General features: G+C 53.7%; 18 protein-coding genes. 6 read left to right on the forward strand and 12 right to left on the reverse strand.

Going from position 1 to position 16,455, the window contains the following annotated elements; translation table 11 throughout:
- Nucleotides 1–146: 146 nt before the first annotated feature.
- On the reverse strand, nucleotides 147–2,477 hold the full coding sequence (gene lon / locus ACGG9R_RS09115) for an endopeptidase La (RefSeq protein ID WP_390154223.1): 2,331 nt from the start codon (nucleotides 2,475–2,477) through the stop codon (nucleotides 147–149).
- Nucleotides 2,478–2,770: 293 nt separating this feature from the next.
- Here lon and ACGG9R_RS09120 point away from each other — a divergent pair, with 293 nt between their 5' ends.
- Together ACGG9R_RS09120 and ACGG9R_RS09125 are read left to right on the forward strand one after the other, a co-directional pair.
- Entirely contained in the window at nucleotides 2,771–3,121 is a 351-nt protein-coding gene (locus ACGG9R_RS09120; RefSeq protein WP_287835597.1) for a hypothetical protein, read from the forward strand.
- Between the two features lie 2 nt (nucleotides 3,122–3,123).
- Nucleotides 3,124–3,978 (forward strand): IS3 family transposase, encoded by an 855-nt coding sequence (locus tag ACGG9R_RS09125; RefSeq protein ID WP_390154226.1) that lies wholly within the window; start codon nucleotides 3,124–3,126, stop codon nucleotides 3,976–3,978.
- Nucleotides 3,979–5,120: 1,142 nt separating this feature from the next.
- Here the strand turns inward: ACGG9R_RS09125 and ACGG9R_RS09130 are convergent.
- The 11 genes from ACGG9R_RS09130 to ACGG9R_RS09180 form a co-directional block, all read right to left on the reverse strand.
- Nucleotides 5,121–6,131 carry an NAD(P)-dependent oxidoreductase gene (locus ACGG9R_RS09130; protein WP_390154229.1) on the reverse strand — a complete coding sequence of 337 codons (1,011 nt, stop codon included), beginning with the start codon at nucleotides 6,129–6,131 and terminating at the stop codon, nucleotides 5,121–5,123.
- Nucleotides 6,132–6,788: 657 nt separating this feature from the next.
- Nucleotides 6,789–7,016 carry an exodeoxyribonuclease VII small subunit gene (xseB, locus tag ACGG9R_RS09135; protein ID WP_390154232.1) on the reverse strand — a complete coding sequence of 76 codons (228 nt, stop codon included), beginning with the start codon at nucleotides 7,014–7,016 and terminating at the stop codon, nucleotides 6,789–6,791.
- A gap of 3 nt (nucleotides 7,017–7,019) precedes the next feature.
- A complete protein-coding gene (gene xseA, locus ACGG9R_RS09140; RefSeq protein WP_390154235.1) occupies nucleotides 7,020–8,162 on the reverse strand; it encodes an exodeoxyribonuclease VII large subunit in 1,143 nt (380 codons plus the stop codon).
- 238 nt (nucleotides 8,163–8,400) lie between these two features.
- Complete coding sequence (gene rplL, locus ACGG9R_RS09145; RefSeq protein ID WP_390154238.1) at nucleotides 8,401–8,769, reverse strand: 50S ribosomal protein L7/L12; 369 nt, start codon at nucleotides 8,767–8,769, stop codon at nucleotides 8,401–8,403.
- Nucleotides 8,770–8,806: 37 nt separating this feature from the next.
- Nucleotides 8,807–9,355 (reverse strand): 50S ribosomal protein L10, encoded by a 549-nt coding sequence (gene rplJ, locus ACGG9R_RS09150; protein WP_022106713.1) that lies wholly within the window; start codon nucleotides 9,353–9,355, stop codon nucleotides 8,807–8,809.
- Nucleotides 9,356–9,521: 166 nt separating this feature from the next.
- On the reverse strand, nucleotides 9,522–10,226 hold the full coding sequence (gene rplA / locus ACGG9R_RS09155; protein ID WP_390154242.1) for a 50S ribosomal protein L1: 705 nt from the start codon (nucleotides 10,224–10,226) through the stop codon (nucleotides 9,522–9,524).
- Nucleotides 10,227–10,279: 53 nt separating this feature from the next.
- Nucleotides 10,280–10,705: a 50S ribosomal protein L11 gene (rplK, locus tag ACGG9R_RS09160; protein WP_022106715.1), complete on the reverse strand. Its 426-nt coding sequence runs from the start codon at nucleotides 10,703–10,705 to the stop codon at nucleotides 10,280–10,282.
- A 106-nt stretch (nucleotides 10,706–10,811) separates the two neighbouring features.
- Entirely contained in the window at nucleotides 10,812–11,429 is a 618-nt protein-coding gene (gene nusG / locus ACGG9R_RS09165; protein WP_390154246.1) for a transcription termination/antitermination protein NusG, read from the reverse strand.
- Nucleotides 11,430–11,442: 13 nt separating this feature from the next.
- Complete coding sequence (secE, locus tag ACGG9R_RS09170) at nucleotides 11,443–11,691, reverse strand: preprotein translocase subunit SecE (protein ID WP_022106717.1); 249 nt, start codon at nucleotides 11,689–11,691, stop codon at nucleotides 11,443–11,445.
- 28 nt (nucleotides 11,692–11,719) lie between these two features.
- Complete coding sequence (gene rpmG / locus ACGG9R_RS09175; RefSeq protein WP_022106718.1) at nucleotides 11,720–11,869, reverse strand: 50S ribosomal protein L33; 150 nt, start codon at nucleotides 11,867–11,869, stop codon at nucleotides 11,720–11,722.
- Between the two features lie 822 nt (nucleotides 11,870–12,691).
- Nucleotides 12,692–13,261: a sigma-70 family RNA polymerase sigma factor gene (locus ACGG9R_RS09180; protein ID WP_390154251.1), complete on the reverse strand. Its 570-nt coding sequence runs from the start codon at nucleotides 13,259–13,261 to the stop codon at nucleotides 12,692–12,694.
- Nucleotides 13,262–13,509: 248 nt separating this feature from the next.
- On the opposite strand from ACGG9R_RS09180, the gene ACGG9R_RS09185 reads away from it, so the two are divergent.
- The 4 genes from ACGG9R_RS09185 (at nucleotide 13,510) to ACGG9R_RS09200 (ending at nucleotide 16,380) form a co-directional block, all read left to right on the forward strand.
- Entirely contained in the window at nucleotides 13,510–14,016 is a 507-nt protein-coding gene (locus ACGG9R_RS09185; RefSeq protein ID WP_390154255.1) for a PaaI family thioesterase, read from the forward strand.
- Nucleotides 14,017–14,028: 12 nt separating this feature from the next.
- The gene (locus ACGG9R_RS09190; RefSeq protein ID WP_390154258.1) at nucleotides 14,029–14,676 is read left to right on the forward strand and encodes a DUF4405 domain-containing protein; all 648 of its coding nucleotides are present in this window, start codon (nucleotides 14,029–14,031) and stop codon (nucleotides 14,674–14,676) included.
- A 143-nt stretch (nucleotides 14,677–14,819) separates the two neighbouring features.
- Complete coding sequence (locus ACGG9R_RS09195; protein WP_390154261.1) at nucleotides 14,820–16,079, forward strand: DNA repair protein; 1,260 nt, start codon at nucleotides 14,820–14,822, stop codon at nucleotides 16,077–16,079.
- Nucleotides 16,072–16,380: a hypothetical protein gene (locus ACGG9R_RS09200; protein ID WP_390154264.1), complete on the forward strand. Its 309-nt coding sequence runs from the start codon at nucleotides 16,072–16,074 to the stop codon at nucleotides 16,378–16,380. Before ACGG9R_RS09195 ends, ACGG9R_RS09200 begins: the two co-directional genes overlap by 8 nt.
- Nucleotides 16,381–16,455: the final 75 nt, after the last annotated feature.

The raw sequence follows: 16,455 nt of genomic DNA on the forward strand, positions 1-16,455 counted from the left end.
CATTTTCCCGCTCTCTTTCATCCCGCTAGAACCCTATCCGGCTCGCTTTGCTCGCCACCTTCCCCACGCGGGGAAGGCTTTGTTCGTCGTTGCTATGATTTCATGTAAGGATGGTGCTGCGTACAAAAGTCCAGGAATCCCAGCCCCTATTTCACCAGCGCATGTTCGAGGACTTCATCGACGTTTTTGACGCAGACGAAGTGGAGCTGATCGCGGACGGATTTGGGGATCTCATCGAGGTCACGTTTGTTCTTTTCCGGAAGGAGGATCTGCTTGATCCCGAACTGGCTGGCAGCAAGCACCTTCTCCTTGAGCCCGCCGATGGGGAGAACTTCGCCGGTGAGGGTGATCTCTCCGGTCATGGCGGTATCGCCTCTGACTTTGCGTCCGGTGTAGGCACTGGCGAGTGCGGTGGCCATGGTGATACCGGCGGATGGGCCGTCTTTCGGTACGGCGCCTTCCGGAAGGTGGATGTGTGTATCGAGTGTCTCATAGAAGTCTTCGGCGAGCCCGAGTGCTTTGGCGCGGCTTCGGATGTAGGTATAGGCGGTCTCAGCAGATTCTTTCATGACGTCACCGAGCTGTCCGGTCAAGATGAGGTGACCCTTGCCTTTGATGGTGACGGCTTCGGTGTCGAGGACTTCGCCGCCGACGGCGGTCCATGCAAGACCGTTCACGCGGCCGACCATATCGCTGTGTTCTTCGGACATGGGCATGTATTTCACGGGGCCAAGATATTTTTCTATGGTCTTGGCGGTCAGTGTCGGCAGGCTGTCATCGGCAAGAACGATTTTTTTACCAACTTTGCGGCAGAGAGCGCCGATGGTGCGTTCCAGATTGCGGACGCCGGCTTCTCTGGTGTAGCTCCGGATGACGCGGCGGAGAAGGGCCGGAGTGAAATTGATGTCTTTCGCTTTGAGGCCGTTTCTTTCTCTCTGGCGGGGTACGAGGTATTTCTTTGCGATTTCCAGCTTTTCTTCTTCGGTGTAGCCGGAGAGCTCGATGAGTTCCATGCGGTCTAAGAGAGCCGGTGGAATGGTGGCGACGGAGTTCGCTGTCGCAAGGAAGAAGACTTTCGAGAAGTCGAAAGGAATGTCGATGTAGTTGTCGTGGAAGGCTTTGTTCTGCTCTGGATCGAGAGCTTCTAAGAGGGCCGAGGCAGGGTCACCGCGGAAGTCAGAGGAGACTTTGTCGATCTCGTCGAGGAGAATGAGTGGATTCTTCGTCTGTGCCTGGTTGATGGCTTCGATGAATCGTCCGGGCATCGCTGCGATGTAGGTGCGGCGATGTCCGCGGATTTCCGCTTCATCATGGACGCCGCCTAAGGCGATGCGGGCAAATTTCCTGCCCATGGAGCGTGCGATGGACTGTGCGAGTGATGTCTTGCCAACACCTGGCGGCCCTACAAAGCAGATGATCGGTGCTTTGGCATCGGGAGCGAGTACACGGACGGCGAGGTATTCGAGGATGCGCTCTTTGATCTTGGTCAGGCCGTAATGGTCTTCGTCAAGAATCTCCTTCGCATGCGAAAGGTCGAGGATGTCTTCGCTTTCCTTGCCCCATGGCAGGTCAAAGACCCAGTCCAGATAGTTCCTGGCTACGGCAGTCTCCGCCATCATCGGCGGCATCGCGGCGAGGTGGTCGATCTCCTTCTCGAGCTTTCCCTTCTCTTCTTCGGGGATGGCAGAGGCTTTCAGCTTCTCACGGTATTCTTCCGCTTCCTTCTGCTGACTTACGGTGTCGCCCAAGCGGTCTTGGATGGTCTTCACTTTCGTGCGCAGGAAATAGTCCTGCTGCTCCTTGTCCATCCGCTTTCTGACTTCCTGATTGATGTCGCTTTCCAGCTCGCCGATGGCGACTTCACGATCCACGCACTCGCTGACGATCTTCAGTCGTTCGATGACGCCTAATGTCTCTAAGATTTCTTGCCGCTTCTTCGGTGCAAGCAGGAGCTGCGAGGAGATGAAATCAGCGGTCTCTCCGGGATCATCGATCTGTTTCAGCTGGTTCATCTGGTCTTCCTGCATCCCCTTGCCTGTATTTCTCATCCATTCAAAGAAATTCTTGATGAGCAGACGCCGATACGCCTCGGCCTTGAGGGGATCTTCGGTGTATTCCTCTGCATCGTCTACTTCTGCAGAGATGCAGGTCTCTTTCATCTCCGCATGCACTACATGCACACGGGAGACGCCTTCCACCAGAATGCGAACGAGTCCGCCGGGCAGCTGAAGCATCTGGTTCACTTTCACCACCGTGCCGTATTCGTACAGGTTCGAAAGGTCGATGTCTTCTTTCTTCCCATCCTTCTGCATCACGCAGACAAGGTAGCGGTCACGGCGCATCGCAAGACGTACGGCAGCGACGGATGCATCACGGCCAATGTCGACACTGACCGTCATTTTCGGATAAATAGCAATATCTCTCATTGCTGCGAGCGGCAGAGTGAGAGCTGTATTTTTCTGTGTAGCTTCGTTCATATATAATTCCTCCATAATACACTTTATTATATCATGGATAGATGGAAATTTGTGAATGAGAAATGGATACCGCGCCCCGTCTCCCGCGGGGAAGGCTGTGATACGGAAATACCGCTTTCCCCCTCCAACCTCCGCCCCTTCGGGGCACCTCCTTCCATAGGAAGGAGGGAATGAAGTGGTAAACTAAAATTGGACACAGAGGGGGTAATCTTTAGACATACAGTGTACACTGCATAGGCAGTGCAAAATAAGCGCTGGACAGAGTGTCCCCCTTACTGGACAGGAGGTTTGCCATGAAGTACACGAAAGAACAAAGATTGGACATCGGTCGACGAATTTACTACAGCGAAATAAGTCGGTATGAAGCCGCGGAAGAATATGGCATTAGTGAGCAGACCGCACGGAATTACATGAGAATGTATCGGGATGTCAATCGGCTGCCGCCCAAACACGGTCAGAGATCCATCGGCGCACTCTCTTTCAAGAAAGAGCCGGTAGAGCTGGATGAACTGAAATCTATGACAAAGGAGGAATTGATCCAGGAGCTGATCAAGGCCAGGATCACAGAAGCAAGGTTAAAAAAAGGATACGAGGTGAAGGGAGATGGTACGGTAATTCTATACGCCAGCAAGACTACCAAGTGATTATGGAGCTGTCAGGAGAAATCCCAGTAAAGATCCTATGTAAAGCAATGGGCATCCAGCGGAGCAGTTTCTACGCATGGAAGAAGCATCTCTCCCATCCTTCGGAAAGAGAGAAGAACCTTGCAAGCAATGTCAGGCTGTTTCAAGAATACCACTCGAAGTATCCGTCGCATGGTTACCGCTGGCTGAATGCCAAGATACGCCTAGACAAAAACATTGTCCTGTCTGACCCCTATGCTCATAAGTGTTGCAAGATTGCGGGAATCAAGAGCAAGTCCAAGCATTACCGCTACAAGAAGGCTGGAGATCCGGCACGGATATTCCCAAATCTGCTCCTGTCAGAGATGCAGATTGACGGGCCGATGCAGTGCATCGTGAGCGATATGACAGCGTTTTATGTGAAGGGCGCCTACTACGAACTGACTCTTTACACGGATCTCTGGAACAATGAGATTGTCATCTATTCCCTTTCGGCAAAGCGTGGCGACCGCATGACCTATATCAGTGGGCTGAGAGATCTGATTGCATGGAAGGAGCAACATCCAGAACACCAAATGATCCTGCACACGGACCAGGGATCTGTCTACGCATCTAAGGCCTACAACGACCTGCTGCCCATGTACGGCATTACCCGGTCGATGTCACGTGCCGGAACGCCGACAGATAACGCTGCAATGGAATCTGTCAATGGATGGATTAAGGCCGAGATGTTCATGGACTTGCACGTGACCGGAGAGAAGTCCATCGCGGAAGAGGTGGATGATTACATCCATTTCTTTAACGAATATAGGCCAGCCTATACATTGGGCTACTTGACGCCGAAGCAGTACCGAGAACGCCATATTTCTAAATGCTGAACTTATTCAAGTTGTAGTTGGCATAAAGTGTCTGGCGGTTCCCGAGACGATGTTGGAAGATTCACTGTATCTTGTACAAGTATTCAATTTTTATGCCTAATTTTTTTAGTTTCGTGTCCAATTTTTGTTGACAAGTGCAGGAATGACCTCGCGAGCCCCTTTCCTTGGAAGGGACTGCCGAGCGCAGCGAGGCGGGGGTTGGCTTTCGCAGCAGGTTGAAAAGGAATGGAAAGAGGCGTTTCCTCGTTTCGTCATCCCGAGCGCAGCCGAGGGATCTTTTTCGTTTCCCGTTTCCGTTTTCTTTCGTAATGCTGTCTGCATGAAACACCGTCCTTCCGATTCGCTGGAAGCACGGTGCTTCCCGCTCGCCGCTATCCTCACATCCTTTGCCTGACCGCAAACGAAAAAGATTTCTCGCTTTCGCTCGAAATGACAATATGGGGAAAACGGCATTCTCGTATCGTAAGCCTTCTTCGTGGGAAGTCTGTGAGGCGGCATTCTCCCCCCCCTTCCTCTGGAAGGAGGGAGTGTCCATGCTAGCCCCTTCCCTTGGAAAGGGCAGCCGAGCGCAGCGAGGCGGGGTTGGCTTCCTTTTTTGCGGCGAAGCCGCCTCCTCTTTGCCTTCCCCATCAGGAAAGGCGTTGTGTCGAGAAAAGCGGTATTCTCGTTTCGTTGCCTTCCCCATTGGGGAAGGGGGACCGCGCCAGCGATGGATAGGGTGCTCTCGCAAACGGCGCACTTGAGACGATCTTTCCCGCTCTTTTTCATACCGCTAGAACCCTATCCGTCTCGCTTCGCTCGCCACCTTCCCCACGCGGGGAAGGCTTTGTTTCGGGGATACCGCTTCCCCATCCAACCTCCGCCCCTTCGGGCCACCTCCTTCCATAGGAAGGAGGGAGTGTCCACGCGAGCCCCTTCCCTTGGAAGGGGCTGCCGAGCGCAGCGAGGCGGGGTTGGCTTCCTTTTTTACGGCCAAGCTGCCTCCTCTTTGCCTTCCCCATGCAGGGAAAGCGGTGTTATCCTTGTGCCATCATCCACAACCAGCATTGCCCTTACGAGGGCAAGCCAAAGAGGCGCAGGGAGCATCCTGCGCCTCTTTGATCGGCATGCATTTTCCGGCGGAAATCCGCTGCATTCATTGTCTAATGTCCTTCCGCATCACCGCCGAGGGCAAGACCGCCCTGCCAGAGGTATTCCTCTTTGCGGATATAGCCTTTGACCGGCCTGCCATCGAGGAAAGCACGGATATTGAGGAGTGAATTTCGGATCGCTTCTTCATTGCAGCGGCTGTTCATCTCTGCATTGTGCGCGCTGCCGATCACATTCGGATAGCGGAGGATCGGGTCGCCGTCTTTCGGATACTGGTCATGCTCGCCCCACCAGACATCCATCGCGACGTGGAAATCCGGATGATCTCTGACATGGTCGAGCAGTGCCTCATGGTCGATCAGACCCGCGCGGGATACGTCAACGATCATGGCGTCCTTCTTCATCAGGAACAAACGGCGCGCATCGATGAGACGGTCAGTCTCCTTTGAGTGAGGAAGTGCGAGCACCAGCACATCTGCCGTAGCGAGCGCGTGATCGAAGTCCTTCATCGTATAGGCCGCCTGAAGCAAGGGCGATTGCGGCTGATGCCTAGACACCGCTTCGAGGCGGCAGCCGAAGGGATGGAGAACGCGAGCCACAGCTTCCCCGATCCCGCCAAAGCCCGCGATCAGCACGGTCTGCTCGGCGAGGCTCTTCTGGTGGTAGCCAAGGATATGAAATTCGCCCTGCTGCAAGTCACGGAGCTGCTCTCTCAGGCAGCGGTTCAGCGCGATGATCATCCCCACCGTCGACTCTGCGATGCCGCGCGCCCAGCCGCCGGCATTGCAGTAGAGCTTCATGTCTGAAGGAAGTGCTGCCATAGACAGATGGTCGACGCCCGTCCGCGTCGTCTGTACCATACGCGGATGCCCCAGCAGCTGCTGCTCTTCTTTGGTGAGGTCACCCACGATATTGTGTGTGAGTACGACATCGGCGGTGCGAATGGCGCTATCCCTCTCCTCTTCGGGCAGATCTTCCATCCAAAGGAGCTGGCAGTCCGGAAAGAGCGCTTCGGCTTCTTTCTGGAAATCCTTCTTGATCGGCGCGGAAATAGCTATACGCATAGATTTTTCTCCTTTATATCTGAAAATGGGTTCGAGGGATCGCTCATAGGGCGTGCTGTCCCTGGATGACCAATGAAAGCTCTGCTCGAATAAGGCAGAGGAATGAAGGTGGCGGCTTCGCCGCGAATATATAGGGGGGCGATGCCTGAGGGCCTTATGAGCTGATGCGATCCTCGTATCGTCAGCCTTCCCTAGGGGAAGGCTTTGTGTCGGAAATAGCGGTGGATAGGGTGCTCTCGCAAACGACGTACTTGAGACGATCGTCTTCCCCTCTCTTTCATACCGCTAGAACGCTATCCGGCTCGCTCCGTTCGCCACCTTTCCCACGCGGGGAAGGCGTTGTTTCGGGGATAACGGCATCCCCATCCAACCTCCGCCCCTTCGGGGCACCTCCTTCCATAGGAAGGAGGGAATAACCACGCGAGCCCCTTCCCTTGGAAGGGGCTGCCGAGCGCAGCGAGGCGGGGTTGGCTTCCTTTTGAGTCGACTTGAGACGATCTCTCCCCGCTCTCTTTCATACCGCTAGAACCCTATCCGGCTCGCTCCGCTCGCCACCTTCCCCACGCGGGGAAGGCTTTGTGTCGAGAAAAGCGGTATCCCCATATCGCAGCCTTGTGTTTTCCTCACTCCGGGTGAGGATGTATCCCCATAGACTCTCTATTTCTCCTCGAAATCCTCGAGCGTGAAGCCATTGGCATCCTCCACGATTTTCTGCACTTCCGTCTCTGCCATCTCCAGCTTTTTATTGCAGAAGCGTCCGACGTCGACGGCATCGCGGAAAACCTTCAGTGCCTCATCCAGCGGAAGATTTCCCTTTTCCAGCATTGCAACCTGATTCTTCAAGCTCTGCAGCCCCTCTTCGAATGACATTTTCTCCGTTTCCATGACCTACACCCTTTCCTTTTCTATCCCTGATACAACGGAGGAGATCGTCCCATCCGCCACTGTCGTCCTGATCGTGTCTCCCACCGATACATCCGATACGCATTGCACGGCTCTATGCCCCGCTGCGGTCGTGATGGTGTACCCGCGGGAAAGCACCGTCAGCGGGCTCAGCGCCGAGAGCTTCGCCGCCATGAGCGATAGCCTGTGCTTCTTCGCATCCAGCTCCGCCTCCATCGCCTGCGCGAGCTCCTGCTGCAGACTGTCTGCCAGCTGTGCGTTCTCATGGATCTTTTTTTCCAGCAGCTTTGCCGCCTTGTCCAAATAAAAGGCGATGCCATTTCTATACGCCGCCACATCGATGACCGCAAACTCCGCAGCCTGCGAAGGCGTCGCTGCCCGCGCATCTGCCGCAAAGTCCGATAATGTGACATCCGTCTCATGCCCCACAGCGCTGATGATCGGGATCTTCGATGCCGCGATGGCGCGCACCACTGGCTCCTCATTGAAGGCCCACAGATCCTCGATCGAGCCGCCGCCGCGCCCAACGATCAGAAGATCTGCCAAGTGATTCCGCTGAAAGAAATCGATCGCATGCACGATCTCTCCTGCGGCCTCCTCCCCCTGCACCTTCACCGGATACAGGATGAGCTTCACGCCCTTGTTCCGCCGCCGCGACACCGTGATGATATCATGCACCGCCGCCCCTGAAGGCGACGTGATGATCCCGATCGCCCGCGGCAGACGAGGCAGCGCCTTCTTCCGAGACTCATCAAAAAGTCCTTCCTTCGTGAGCTTCTCCTTCAGCGCCTCATACGCCTGCATCAGATCCCCGATCCCCTGCCGGCGCATCGCAGTCACATAGAGCTGGTACACCCCGTCCCTTTCATAGACCGAGATCGAGCCGAGAGCCACGACCTTCTCCCCATTCCGCGGAGTGAAAGACAGGTGCGCCGCACTGCTCTTGAACATGACGCACTTCAGCGCCGACTTCTCATCCTTCAGCGTGAAATAGCAATGCCCCGATGTATACCGCTTGAAATTCGATACCTCTCCCAGCACCGGAATATGATGCAGATCGCTCTGCGATTCCAGCAGCTGCTTCAGGTACTGATTGACCTCACTTACCGAAAATCCTTGCTTATCCATACATCTTCTCCTTCGAAAGCGCCTCTGACATCTCAGGGAATGAAGGAAACGCTCCAATCATCTGCGCATACCTTTCCTATCTATGTATTGTAACGCCCCGCGCCCATTCATGCACGCATTTTCATTGCAAGGCTTGGACGCAGAAGACATTCCCATTTTCACGGGCTGTTTTCAGTAAATAAAAAAGATCGGACTCCATACGGAGTCCGATCTTCTCGAGCTTTTAGCTTAGCCGCAATTATTTCATTTCTACGGTAGCGCCAGCTGCTTCGAGTTTCTTCTTCATTTCTTCAGCTTCAGCTTTAGCAACGCCGGTCTTTACTTCTTTCGGAGCGCCGTCAACGAGTGCTTTAGCGTCTTTCAGGCCGAGGCCGGTGATTTCACGAACGGCTTTGATGACCTGGATCTTCTGAGCGCCAACGTCTTTGAGGATAACGTCGAATTCAGATTTTTCTTCTTCAGCTGCTGCTGCCGGAGCTGCTGCTGCTGCTACAGCTACAGGAGCTGCTGCGGATACGCCGAATTTATCTTCGATAGCTTTTACGAGTTCGGACAGTTCGAGTACAGACATTTCTGCAATGGCATTAAGGATTTCTTCGTTAGTCATTTTTGTTTCCTCCATGGAATAGTTTTATGCGTAGATCTTACGCAGATTCTTTCTGTTTACGCAGTGCTTCGAGAGCATATGCGAGGTTCTGGATGTTGCCGTTGAGGGCACGTGCCAGTCCGGTGATCGGAGCCAGCAGGGTCGCTGCGACCATACCCAGCAGCTGTTCTTTGGACGGCAGGTCTGCCAGTGCCTGAACAGCTTTTGCGTCGATGACTTTGCCGTCGAGGACGCCAGCTTTGACAACGATAGCTTCGCTCTTGGTTTCTTTGAAGAATTCTTTCAGAGCTGCTGCCGGTGCGACCGGATCGTCTTTGCAGGTTGCAAGACCATTCGGGCCAGCGAGCAGATCATCAAGACCTTCCAGACCGAGTTCGTCAGCTGCGATGCGGGTCAGTGTGTTTTTGATAACCTTGTATTCAACACCGTGTGCAAGGAATTTACGACGGAGAAGTGTCGCATTCTTTACGTCCAGTTTGTTGAAGGATACCAAAACTACGCCCTGGGAAGCCAGTTTTTCTTTCATTTCTGCAACGATGGCTTCTTTTTCCGGACGAATTCTAACTTCATACTTTTCTTCGCTCATAGTACACCTCCTCTGCTATGGGATTTTATTATTTATCACGTTAGCTAAAACGACCTCGCATTCCGCGAGGTCGTGTACTGGCTTTGCAGTACTCAGCCTCGGGAGGCGGGCTACGCCCTTTAAAATGTCTTACCGCCGGTCTTAAGCTAAGTGTAAATAGGTAAAATTATGCTTTTACTGCTACCACTTTGGTGAGGTCGAGGTGGATGCCACGGCCCATGGTGGAGCTGATGGTGAGGCTCTTCATGTAGACGCCCTTTACAGTGGAAGGACGAGCTTTGAGGATGGTATTGTAGATAGCGAGCAGGTTCTGTTTCAGTTTGTCTTCGTCAAAGGATACTTTGCCGATGATGACCTGGACGTTGCCGGCTTTATCTGTACGATACTGTACCTTGCCGCCTTTGATTTCGTTGACAGCCTTGGTCACATCCATGGTGACGGTGCCAACCTTCGGGTTTGGCATGAGGCCTTTCGGTCCGAGTACACGGCCCAGACGACCTACGACAGCCATCATGTCCGGTGTAGCTACTACGACGTCAAAGTCCATCCAGCCCTGCATGATCTTGTCGGCCAGTTCTTTTCCGCCTACGTAGTCAGCGCCTGCTGCTTTTGCTTCGTCTTCCTTGTGGTCTTTAGCAAATACGAGAACCTTCTTGGATTTGCCGGTGCCTGCAGGAAGTACGGTAGCGCCGCGGAGCTGCTGATCAGCGTATTTCGGGTTGATATTCAGGTTGAAAGCAACTTCTACAGTTTCATCGAACTTTGCGGATGCTGCTTCTTTCACAAGCTTTACAGCTTCGTCGATGTCATAGAGCTTATGACTGTCAACGATGGCTGCTGCGGCTTTCTGTTTCTTTGTCAGTTTTGCCATTGTTTCCTCCTATGTGGTCTTTGGGGTTCTACCCTGCCACGAATGGGTCAGTCTTAGTCTACAACTTCGATGCCCATAGAACGAGCTGTGCCTTCGATCAGGCGCATAGCTGCTTCTACAGTGTTAGCGTTCAGGTCTGGCATCTTTGTTTCAGCGATTTCCTTGACCTGTGCTTTGGTGACTTTGCCGACTTTGTTCTTGTTCGGTTCACCAGAAGCCTTTTCGAGTCCGGCTGCTTTCTTCAGAAGAACAGCTGCCGGCGGAGTTTTACAAATAAATGTAAAGCTTCTATCTTCAAAAACGGTAATTTCTACAGGGATGATCAGGCCTACCTGCTTTGCAGTGCGATCGTTGAAATCTTTAACGAAGGCCATGATGTTGACGCCTGCCTGGCCGAGGGCCGGGCCTACTGGCGGTGCTGGGGTAGCTTTGCCAGCTGCGACCTGCAGTTTAACAACTTTAGAGATTTTCTTTGCCATAATGTTACACCTCCTTGTCCTTGTTGGAATGTGGTACTTACGGGCTGTAACGGGCCCTCCCACCGTGGGACGAGCCTAGTTCGAGGCAGTCCCACTGTATATTGAATCACGGAAGTGGTTCAAAAGAACCGGCTTCCAGTTCAATCGTAGTGGTGGTTCCGAAATTGCTGATATCAGCCTTGATCTTGGTCTTGTCTTCAGCGACTTCGAGTACGACAGCAGTGCGGTCTTCGAATACACCCTTGGTGATACGGACGCGATCGCCGGCTTTGACGTCGACGGCTGCTGCTTTCTTTGTATTCATGCCATGAATGATGCGGTCTGCTTCTTCGTCAGAAAGCGGGATCGGCTTCGTGGTCGTCCCGACGAATCCGGTGACGCCAGGGGTATTTCTGACGACATACCAGCTTCTGTCATTGACTTCCATCTTGATCAGAAGGTAGCCGGGGAATACTTTGTGAGCAACCACTCTTGTCTTCCCATCTTTTTCTTCTTCTTCATCCTGAAGAGGGAGCAGGATCTCGAGGATCGTATCATCCATGCCCATGGAATGAACCTTGCGGGTCAGGGTATCCTTGACTTTATTTTCATAGCCGGAGTAGGTATGGATGACATACCAGCGGATATCTTTGGAGCCAACGCTCGGAGCGCCGATCTCGGTCGGTGCACTGACTTCGCTCTGTTCTTCTTTTAAGTTTTTGTTTTCAGCTTCGATATCAGACATAGCTCTCCTCCTCTCAGCCTACCGCAGTGACTAATAACTTGGAGAGACCAGCGAATACGAAGTCTACTGCCACGATCAGGAAAGATACGAGGATGACAGACACGATGGTCGCGATGGTATAGTTCAGCATCTGGTTCTTTGTCGGCCAGATGACCTTTTTCATTTCCATCTTTGTTTCCTTGAAGAAACGGCTCCATGCGCTGCTTGCTTCCTGTGCTTTTTCCGTTCTAGTAGCTGTTGTTTTACGCTTCGCCTTGGCCATGCTCGCACCCCAGTTCAATCAGAAAAAATTATTTGGTTTCTTTATGAAGGGTGTGTTTATGGCACCATTTGCAGTATTTCATCAGTTCTACACGTTCGGTAGTGGTCTTTTTGTTCTTGTTCGTACGATAATTGCGGCGCTTGCATTCTGTGCATGCAAGAGTAATTCCTTCACGCATTATTTACACCTCATTCCATCTTTCTTCGGCCGACGGCCAATTAACATGCTTGATAAGTATATCACAAATCACGCTGTCTGTGCAAGTAGAAAATTCGCACTTAAAAAAGCCGGGCCATCCCAGCGTTGATACTATTGTAGCATAAGGGGGGGATCCTTTGCAAGGACTTTTATAAGGATTTTAGGAGAAATCAAAGGCCATGCGAAGCGCCGGGCAAATCCCTCTTTCCCGCGCTTTGGACAATGCCCGGAAAGAAGCCGCTGTGCGGTATTCGGGTACTGCCGCAAACGGCGCAACTGAAATGATCTCCCCTCTGATCTTTCATCCTGCTTTCCCCCTGCTTTCCCCATCCAACCTCCGCCCCTTCGGGGCACCTCCTTCCATAGGAAGGAGGGATTTGTCCACACGAGCCCCTTCCCTTGGAAGGGGCTGCCGAGCGCAGCGAGGCGGGGTTGGCTTTCTTTTTTGGGCGGCGCTCGGGTGCTCTCGTAAACGACGCACTTGAGACGATTCCTCTTTGCCTTCCCCATTGGGGAAGGGGGACCGCGTCAGCGGTGGATAGGGTACTCTCGTATATCGTCGACTTGAGACGCATTTACCCACTTATCTTTCATACCGCTAGTACCCTATCCGGCTCGCTCCGCTCGCCACCTTCCCCTCAAGGGGAAGGCTTTGTGTCGAGGATAGCGTTGTTCTCGTATCACTGCCTTTCCCACACGGGGAAGGCTAAAAAGGAACGGCGCTTCGCGCCCATACATATTTGCGGCGAAGCCGCCGCTAAAAGTTTGAAAGCAGGGATCAGAGATTAGGAGCTGCGAGTGACTAGTCACCAGCCACCAATCCCCTGATCTCCTTGGCATACTTGGAAAGCTGCCTTTGAATTCGTTGTTTCTTTCTTGTGATGGACGGGAGGCTGTCGCCGGTGCGGGTGGAGATCTCCATGGGCGTCAGCCCCTGCATCCAAAGAAAAAAGACGGGCTTCTGCTTCTTTGTGAGACGGGCGAGGCGGGCGACTTCTTCGAGCGTGGCCTTCGCCTCGCCGTAGTCGTCAAGGGAAGTGCCTTCGGCCTGGTCTTCCAGGGTGAGCTCTTCGTGGTCTTCACGTGTCATTTCCTTGCGGATGCAGTTCATCCGCTGCCACCTGAGACGGGGCGTGATGTAGCCGGCAAAGCTCGGATTCTTCTTCGGGTCGTAGCAGGCGGTCTGTTCCAAAAAATGAAGGATGAGCTCCTGCTCGAGGTCTTCGTAGGAAAGGCCTTGGCAGAAGTTCTGCCGGATGCTTCGGATGAGGGGCTGGTACTGCTTGAGCAGGGCTTCGGCGGCGTCTTTGTCCCCGTGCTGCCAGGCGAGCGCCCGGCAGATGTCTTTCTGATTCTGTTTTTCGTCGAACATGTGCGTTCTCTTTCCGGAGCGCGCTCTCTTTTGTATTTCCGGATGCATTCAGAATAGCAGAACATTCATTCTCTTTCCAATCACCTTCGATGGCTGTAAGCGTCGCATCACGGCATAAGAAATCCGCATAAGCAGAATGGGCGTTCTCTTTATGCAGATGAAGCCAAAATACATGTTCGGGCATGTGGAGCTGTTTTTTAGCACAGGGATAATGCTATAATATAGTACATATAAAGGAGGTCTTTATCATGAACCATCCATTTCCGCTGAATGAAAAAGAGACAGCGCTGCTCCGCCGGGAAGAGGAACGGCGTGGTATCACGCTCGTCGAATGCCCGAGAAATCCGACGTATAATATGTGCTTTGCCTGCGGGACGGAGAATCCCATCGGTCTGCACCTGCATTTCTTCTCACTGCCACAGGGATGCCTCTCCCTCTTCACCCCCTCACGAGAGCATCAGAGCTACAATGACCGCATGCATGGCGGTCTCATCATGACACTGATGGATGAGGTGATGGGTAATTATCTCTTCCTGAAAGACGGCATCCCCGCCTATACAGGCAAGATGGAGAGCCGCTTCCGGCAGCCGATCCTTATCGGAGAGACGGTCCTCATCACCTGCGAGGAGGTCCGCCGGAAAGGGCATCTCATCGTCATGAGCGCGAAGATCACAAAAGAAGACGGGACGATCGCTGCCGAGGCGACGTCACATATGATGCTGGGGATGAAGGAGCGTGTGGTCACTCATCGCTGAAAGGAGGAGGCCATGAACAGACGAATGCTTGTCGATACCTCGATGCTCTTTGTTTTTCTCCTGCTGCTGGACTACCGCTACGTCCACAATTTCGGTCACGAGATGTTAGCCCTTGTCTTTACCGCGCTCTTTCTTCTCCACACGATCTGGAATGCGAGGTGGTACCGTGCCCTCTTTCGTGGACGCTGGCCAAAGCAACGCATCGTCATGACCGGTATCGATCTGCTTCTGCTCTTCCTTTTCCTGGACGTCATGCTGACGGGGCTCTCCTTCTCGCACACGATGCCGATTTTCAATATCCACCCGCCGCTCTTGGTGCATCGACTGCACCGCATCTTCGGTTTTCTGATGCTCTTTGTGATGGGACTCCATCTCGGCATCCACTGGCAGGGGATCTGGGCGAAGATGAAACGGGCGATGCACATCCCCAATACCGCACCAGTCTCTTTTTTGAGCCACGCCTCAGCACTTATCCTTGCGGCAGCGGGTGTGTACAGTTCCTTCCTGTATGCGCTGGGCAGCCGTCTCTTGCTCCTTCCCGTCCGCTCGCTGGCGCGTCCGCCTACGACGCTCTTTCTCTTCCTTGCCTGCCATCTCTCGATCGTGATCCTCTATACGGTCATCGGGTACTACGGATGGAAATGGGCGAGCAGAAGGTAGAAAGCCCTGCTATCATCACCGATCAAAAAACTCACGAGCCTTTCCCGGCTCGTGAGTTTTTTTGCCCCTCCTCATTCTTAATCTGGCGTTCTCTAGTCCGCGAACAGATTATCGCGTATCCTTATAGCAGGAAGGAGAACGAAATGAATCAAAGCTACCTCTGCATCGACCTCAAGAGCTATTACGCCTCTGTCGAGTGCGTGGACCGGGGGCTGAATCCCTTCACGGCGAATCTGGTCGTTGCCGATCGGGCGCGGGGGAGGGGCGCACTCTGCCTCGCCGTCAGCCCCGCACTGAAAGCGCTCGGCGTCCAGAATCGTTGCCGCCTCTTCGAGATCCCGCGCGGTATCCCCTACCTCATCGCACCGCCGCGGATGCAACACTACATGGACGTTTCTACCGAGATTTACAAGATCTACCTGAAATTTCTCGCGCCGGAGGACATCTTCCCCTACTCCATCGATGAGTGCTTCATGGATGTCACGCCCTACCTTGCCATGTATGCCAAGACGCCTGTGGAAATGGCGACCTCCCTCATGAATCAGGTCTACCAAAGGACCGGCATCTGCGCGACCGCCGGCGTGGGGACGAATCTCTTCCTCGCCAAGATCGCAATGGATATCCTTGCTAAGCATGTCCCCTCACACATCGGCTTCTTGGACGAGACAGCCTTTCGGGAAATCATGTGGCATCACCGTCCCATCACCGACATCTGGCAGATCGCAGGCGGCACCGCGCGCCGTCTTGCCAAGATCGGCGTCTACGACCTATACGGCATCACACGCATCCCTGAGGCGACGCTCTATCGCCTCTTCGGAAAAAATGCCGCCGCTCTCATCGATCATGCCTGGGGCCGTGAGCCCTGCACGCTGTCCGATATCCGTACCTATTCTCCGAGATCCCGCTCGATCTCTGCCGGACAGATCCTCTTTACGAACTACACCGCCGAAGACGCCCGCATCCTTCTCCATGAAATGGCAGAGACACTGATCCAAGAGCTTCTGGAAAAAGAGCTGGTCGCAAGGGAGATCAGCCTTCGCATCGGCTACGCAGGAGAAGAGCGCGCCTCCTCCGGCGGAAGCCGCCGCCTGCCCAGCTGGACCGACATCCCCAGCCGCCTCCAGCATGCGTTCTCTGCGCTCTATGAGGCGAAAGTCCGCCGGGAGATCCCCATCCGCTCACTAAACCTCAGTCTGGGCCGTCTCGCGCCCGCCGGCGAAGGCTATGAGGAGACAAGCCTTTTCAGCGATGCCAAAGCCGAGGCGAAGGAGCGCGCCATCGAGAAGGTCATGATCGAGATCAAAAAAAAGCATGGCAAAAATGCCATGCTTCGCGGGATTGACTATATGCCCAAGGCAACGCTGCGCCTCAGAAATACACTGATAGGAGGTCACCATGCCTGATAGAAAAAGAGCCGCGCAGTTCATGCCGTTCAACGGCCTGCGCGGCTACGCCGAACAAGTGACGGCCGCCCAGATCCGGCGAGCCGCCCGAAGAGAGATCACCGAAGACCGCGCCCGCGCCCTGAACGATGCCCTGCTCGAGCTTGAGAAGGGCGACACTGTCGCCATCACCTATTTTACAGGAAATGGCTACGCCTGCACCCATACCACCATCATCGAAGTCGATCCCGTCTATCGGAGACTTCGCACAGAAGACGGTATCATCCGCTTCAAAGATCTGTGGGATGTGGTGTGCGAGTGAGAGGAAAAATGTAAGGAAATACGGATTAAAAGTGACTGGGGACTAGTGACTAGTGACTAGGAACCTCGAGTGACT

The sequence above is a fragment of the Dialister sp. i34-0019-2H8 genome (genome assembly GCF_042846925.1).
In the GTDB taxonomy this organism is placed as follows: domain Bacteria; phylum Bacillota; class Negativicutes; order Veillonellales; family Dialisteraceae; genus Dialister.

Excerpts from the sequence above, each read along its gene's own strand:
- ACGG9R_RS09195 (WP_390154261.1), top strand. The coding sequence starts at position 14,820 with ATGAATCAAAGCTACCTCTGCATCGACCTCAAGAGCTATTACGCCTCT.
- ACGG9R_RS09125 (WP_390154226.1), top strand. The coding sequence starts at position 3,124 with ATGGAGCTGTCAGGAGAAATCCCAGTAAAGATCCTATGTAAAGCAATG.
- rplK (WP_022106715.1), bottom strand. The coding sequence starts at position 10,705 with ATGGCAAAGAAAATCTCTAAAGTTGTTAAACTGCAGGTCGCAGCTGGC.
- ACGG9R_RS09130 (WP_390154229.1), bottom strand. The coding sequence starts at position 6,131 with ATGCGTATAGCTATTTCCGCGCCGATCAAGAAGGATTTCCAGAAAGAA.
- rplL (WP_390154238.1), bottom strand. The coding sequence starts at position 8,769 with ATGACTAACGAAGAAATCCTTAATGCCATTGCAGAAATGTCTGTACTC.
- rpmG (WP_022106718.1), bottom strand. The coding sequence starts at position 11,869 with ATGCGTGAAGGAATTACTCTTGCATGCACAGAATGCAAGCGCCGCAAT.
- lon (WP_390154223.1), bottom strand. The coding sequence starts at position 2,477 with ATGAACGAAGCTACACAGAAAAATACAGCTCTCACTCTGCCGCTCGCA.
- xseA (WP_390154235.1), bottom strand. The coding sequence starts at position 8,162 with ATGGATAAGCAAGGATTTTCGGTAAGTGAGGTCAATCAGTACCTGAAG.
- rplA (WP_390154242.1), bottom strand. The coding sequence starts at position 10,226 with ATGGCAAAACTGACAAAGAAACAGAAAGCCGCAGCAGCCATCGTTGAC.
- xseB (WP_390154232.1), bottom strand. The coding sequence starts at position 7,016 with ATGGAAACGGAGAAAATGTCATTCGAAGAGGGGCTGCAGAGCTTGAAG.
- ACGG9R_RS09185 (WP_390154255.1), top strand. The coding sequence starts at position 13,510 with ATGAACCATCCATTTCCGCTGAATGAAAAAGAGACAGCGCTGCTCCGC.
- ACGG9R_RS09190 (WP_390154258.1), top strand. The coding sequence starts at position 14,029 with ATGAACAGACGAATGCTTGTCGATACCTCGATGCTCTTTGTTTTTCTC.
- ACGG9R_RS09180 (WP_390154251.1), bottom strand. The coding sequence starts at position 13,261 with ATGTTCGACGAAAAACAGAATCAGAAAGACATCTGCCGGGCGCTCGCC.
- nusG (WP_390154246.1), bottom strand. The coding sequence starts at position 11,429 with ATGTCTGATATCGAAGCTGAAAACAAAAACTTAAAAGAAGAACAGAGC.
- ACGG9R_RS09200 (WP_390154264.1), top strand. The coding sequence starts at position 16,072 with ATGCCTGATAGAAAAAGAGCCGCGCAGTTCATGCCGTTCAACGGCCTG.
- secE (WP_022106717.1), bottom strand. The coding sequence starts at position 11,691 with ATGGCCAAGGCGAAGCGTAAAACAACAGCTACTAGAACGGAAAAAGCA.
- ACGG9R_RS09120 (WP_287835597.1), top strand. The coding sequence starts at position 2,771 with ATGAAGTACACGAAAGAACAAAGATTGGACATCGGTCGACGAATTTAC.
- rplJ (WP_022106713.1), bottom strand. The coding sequence starts at position 9,355 with ATGAGCGAAGAAAAGTATGAAGTTAGAATTCGTCCGGAAAAAGAAGCC.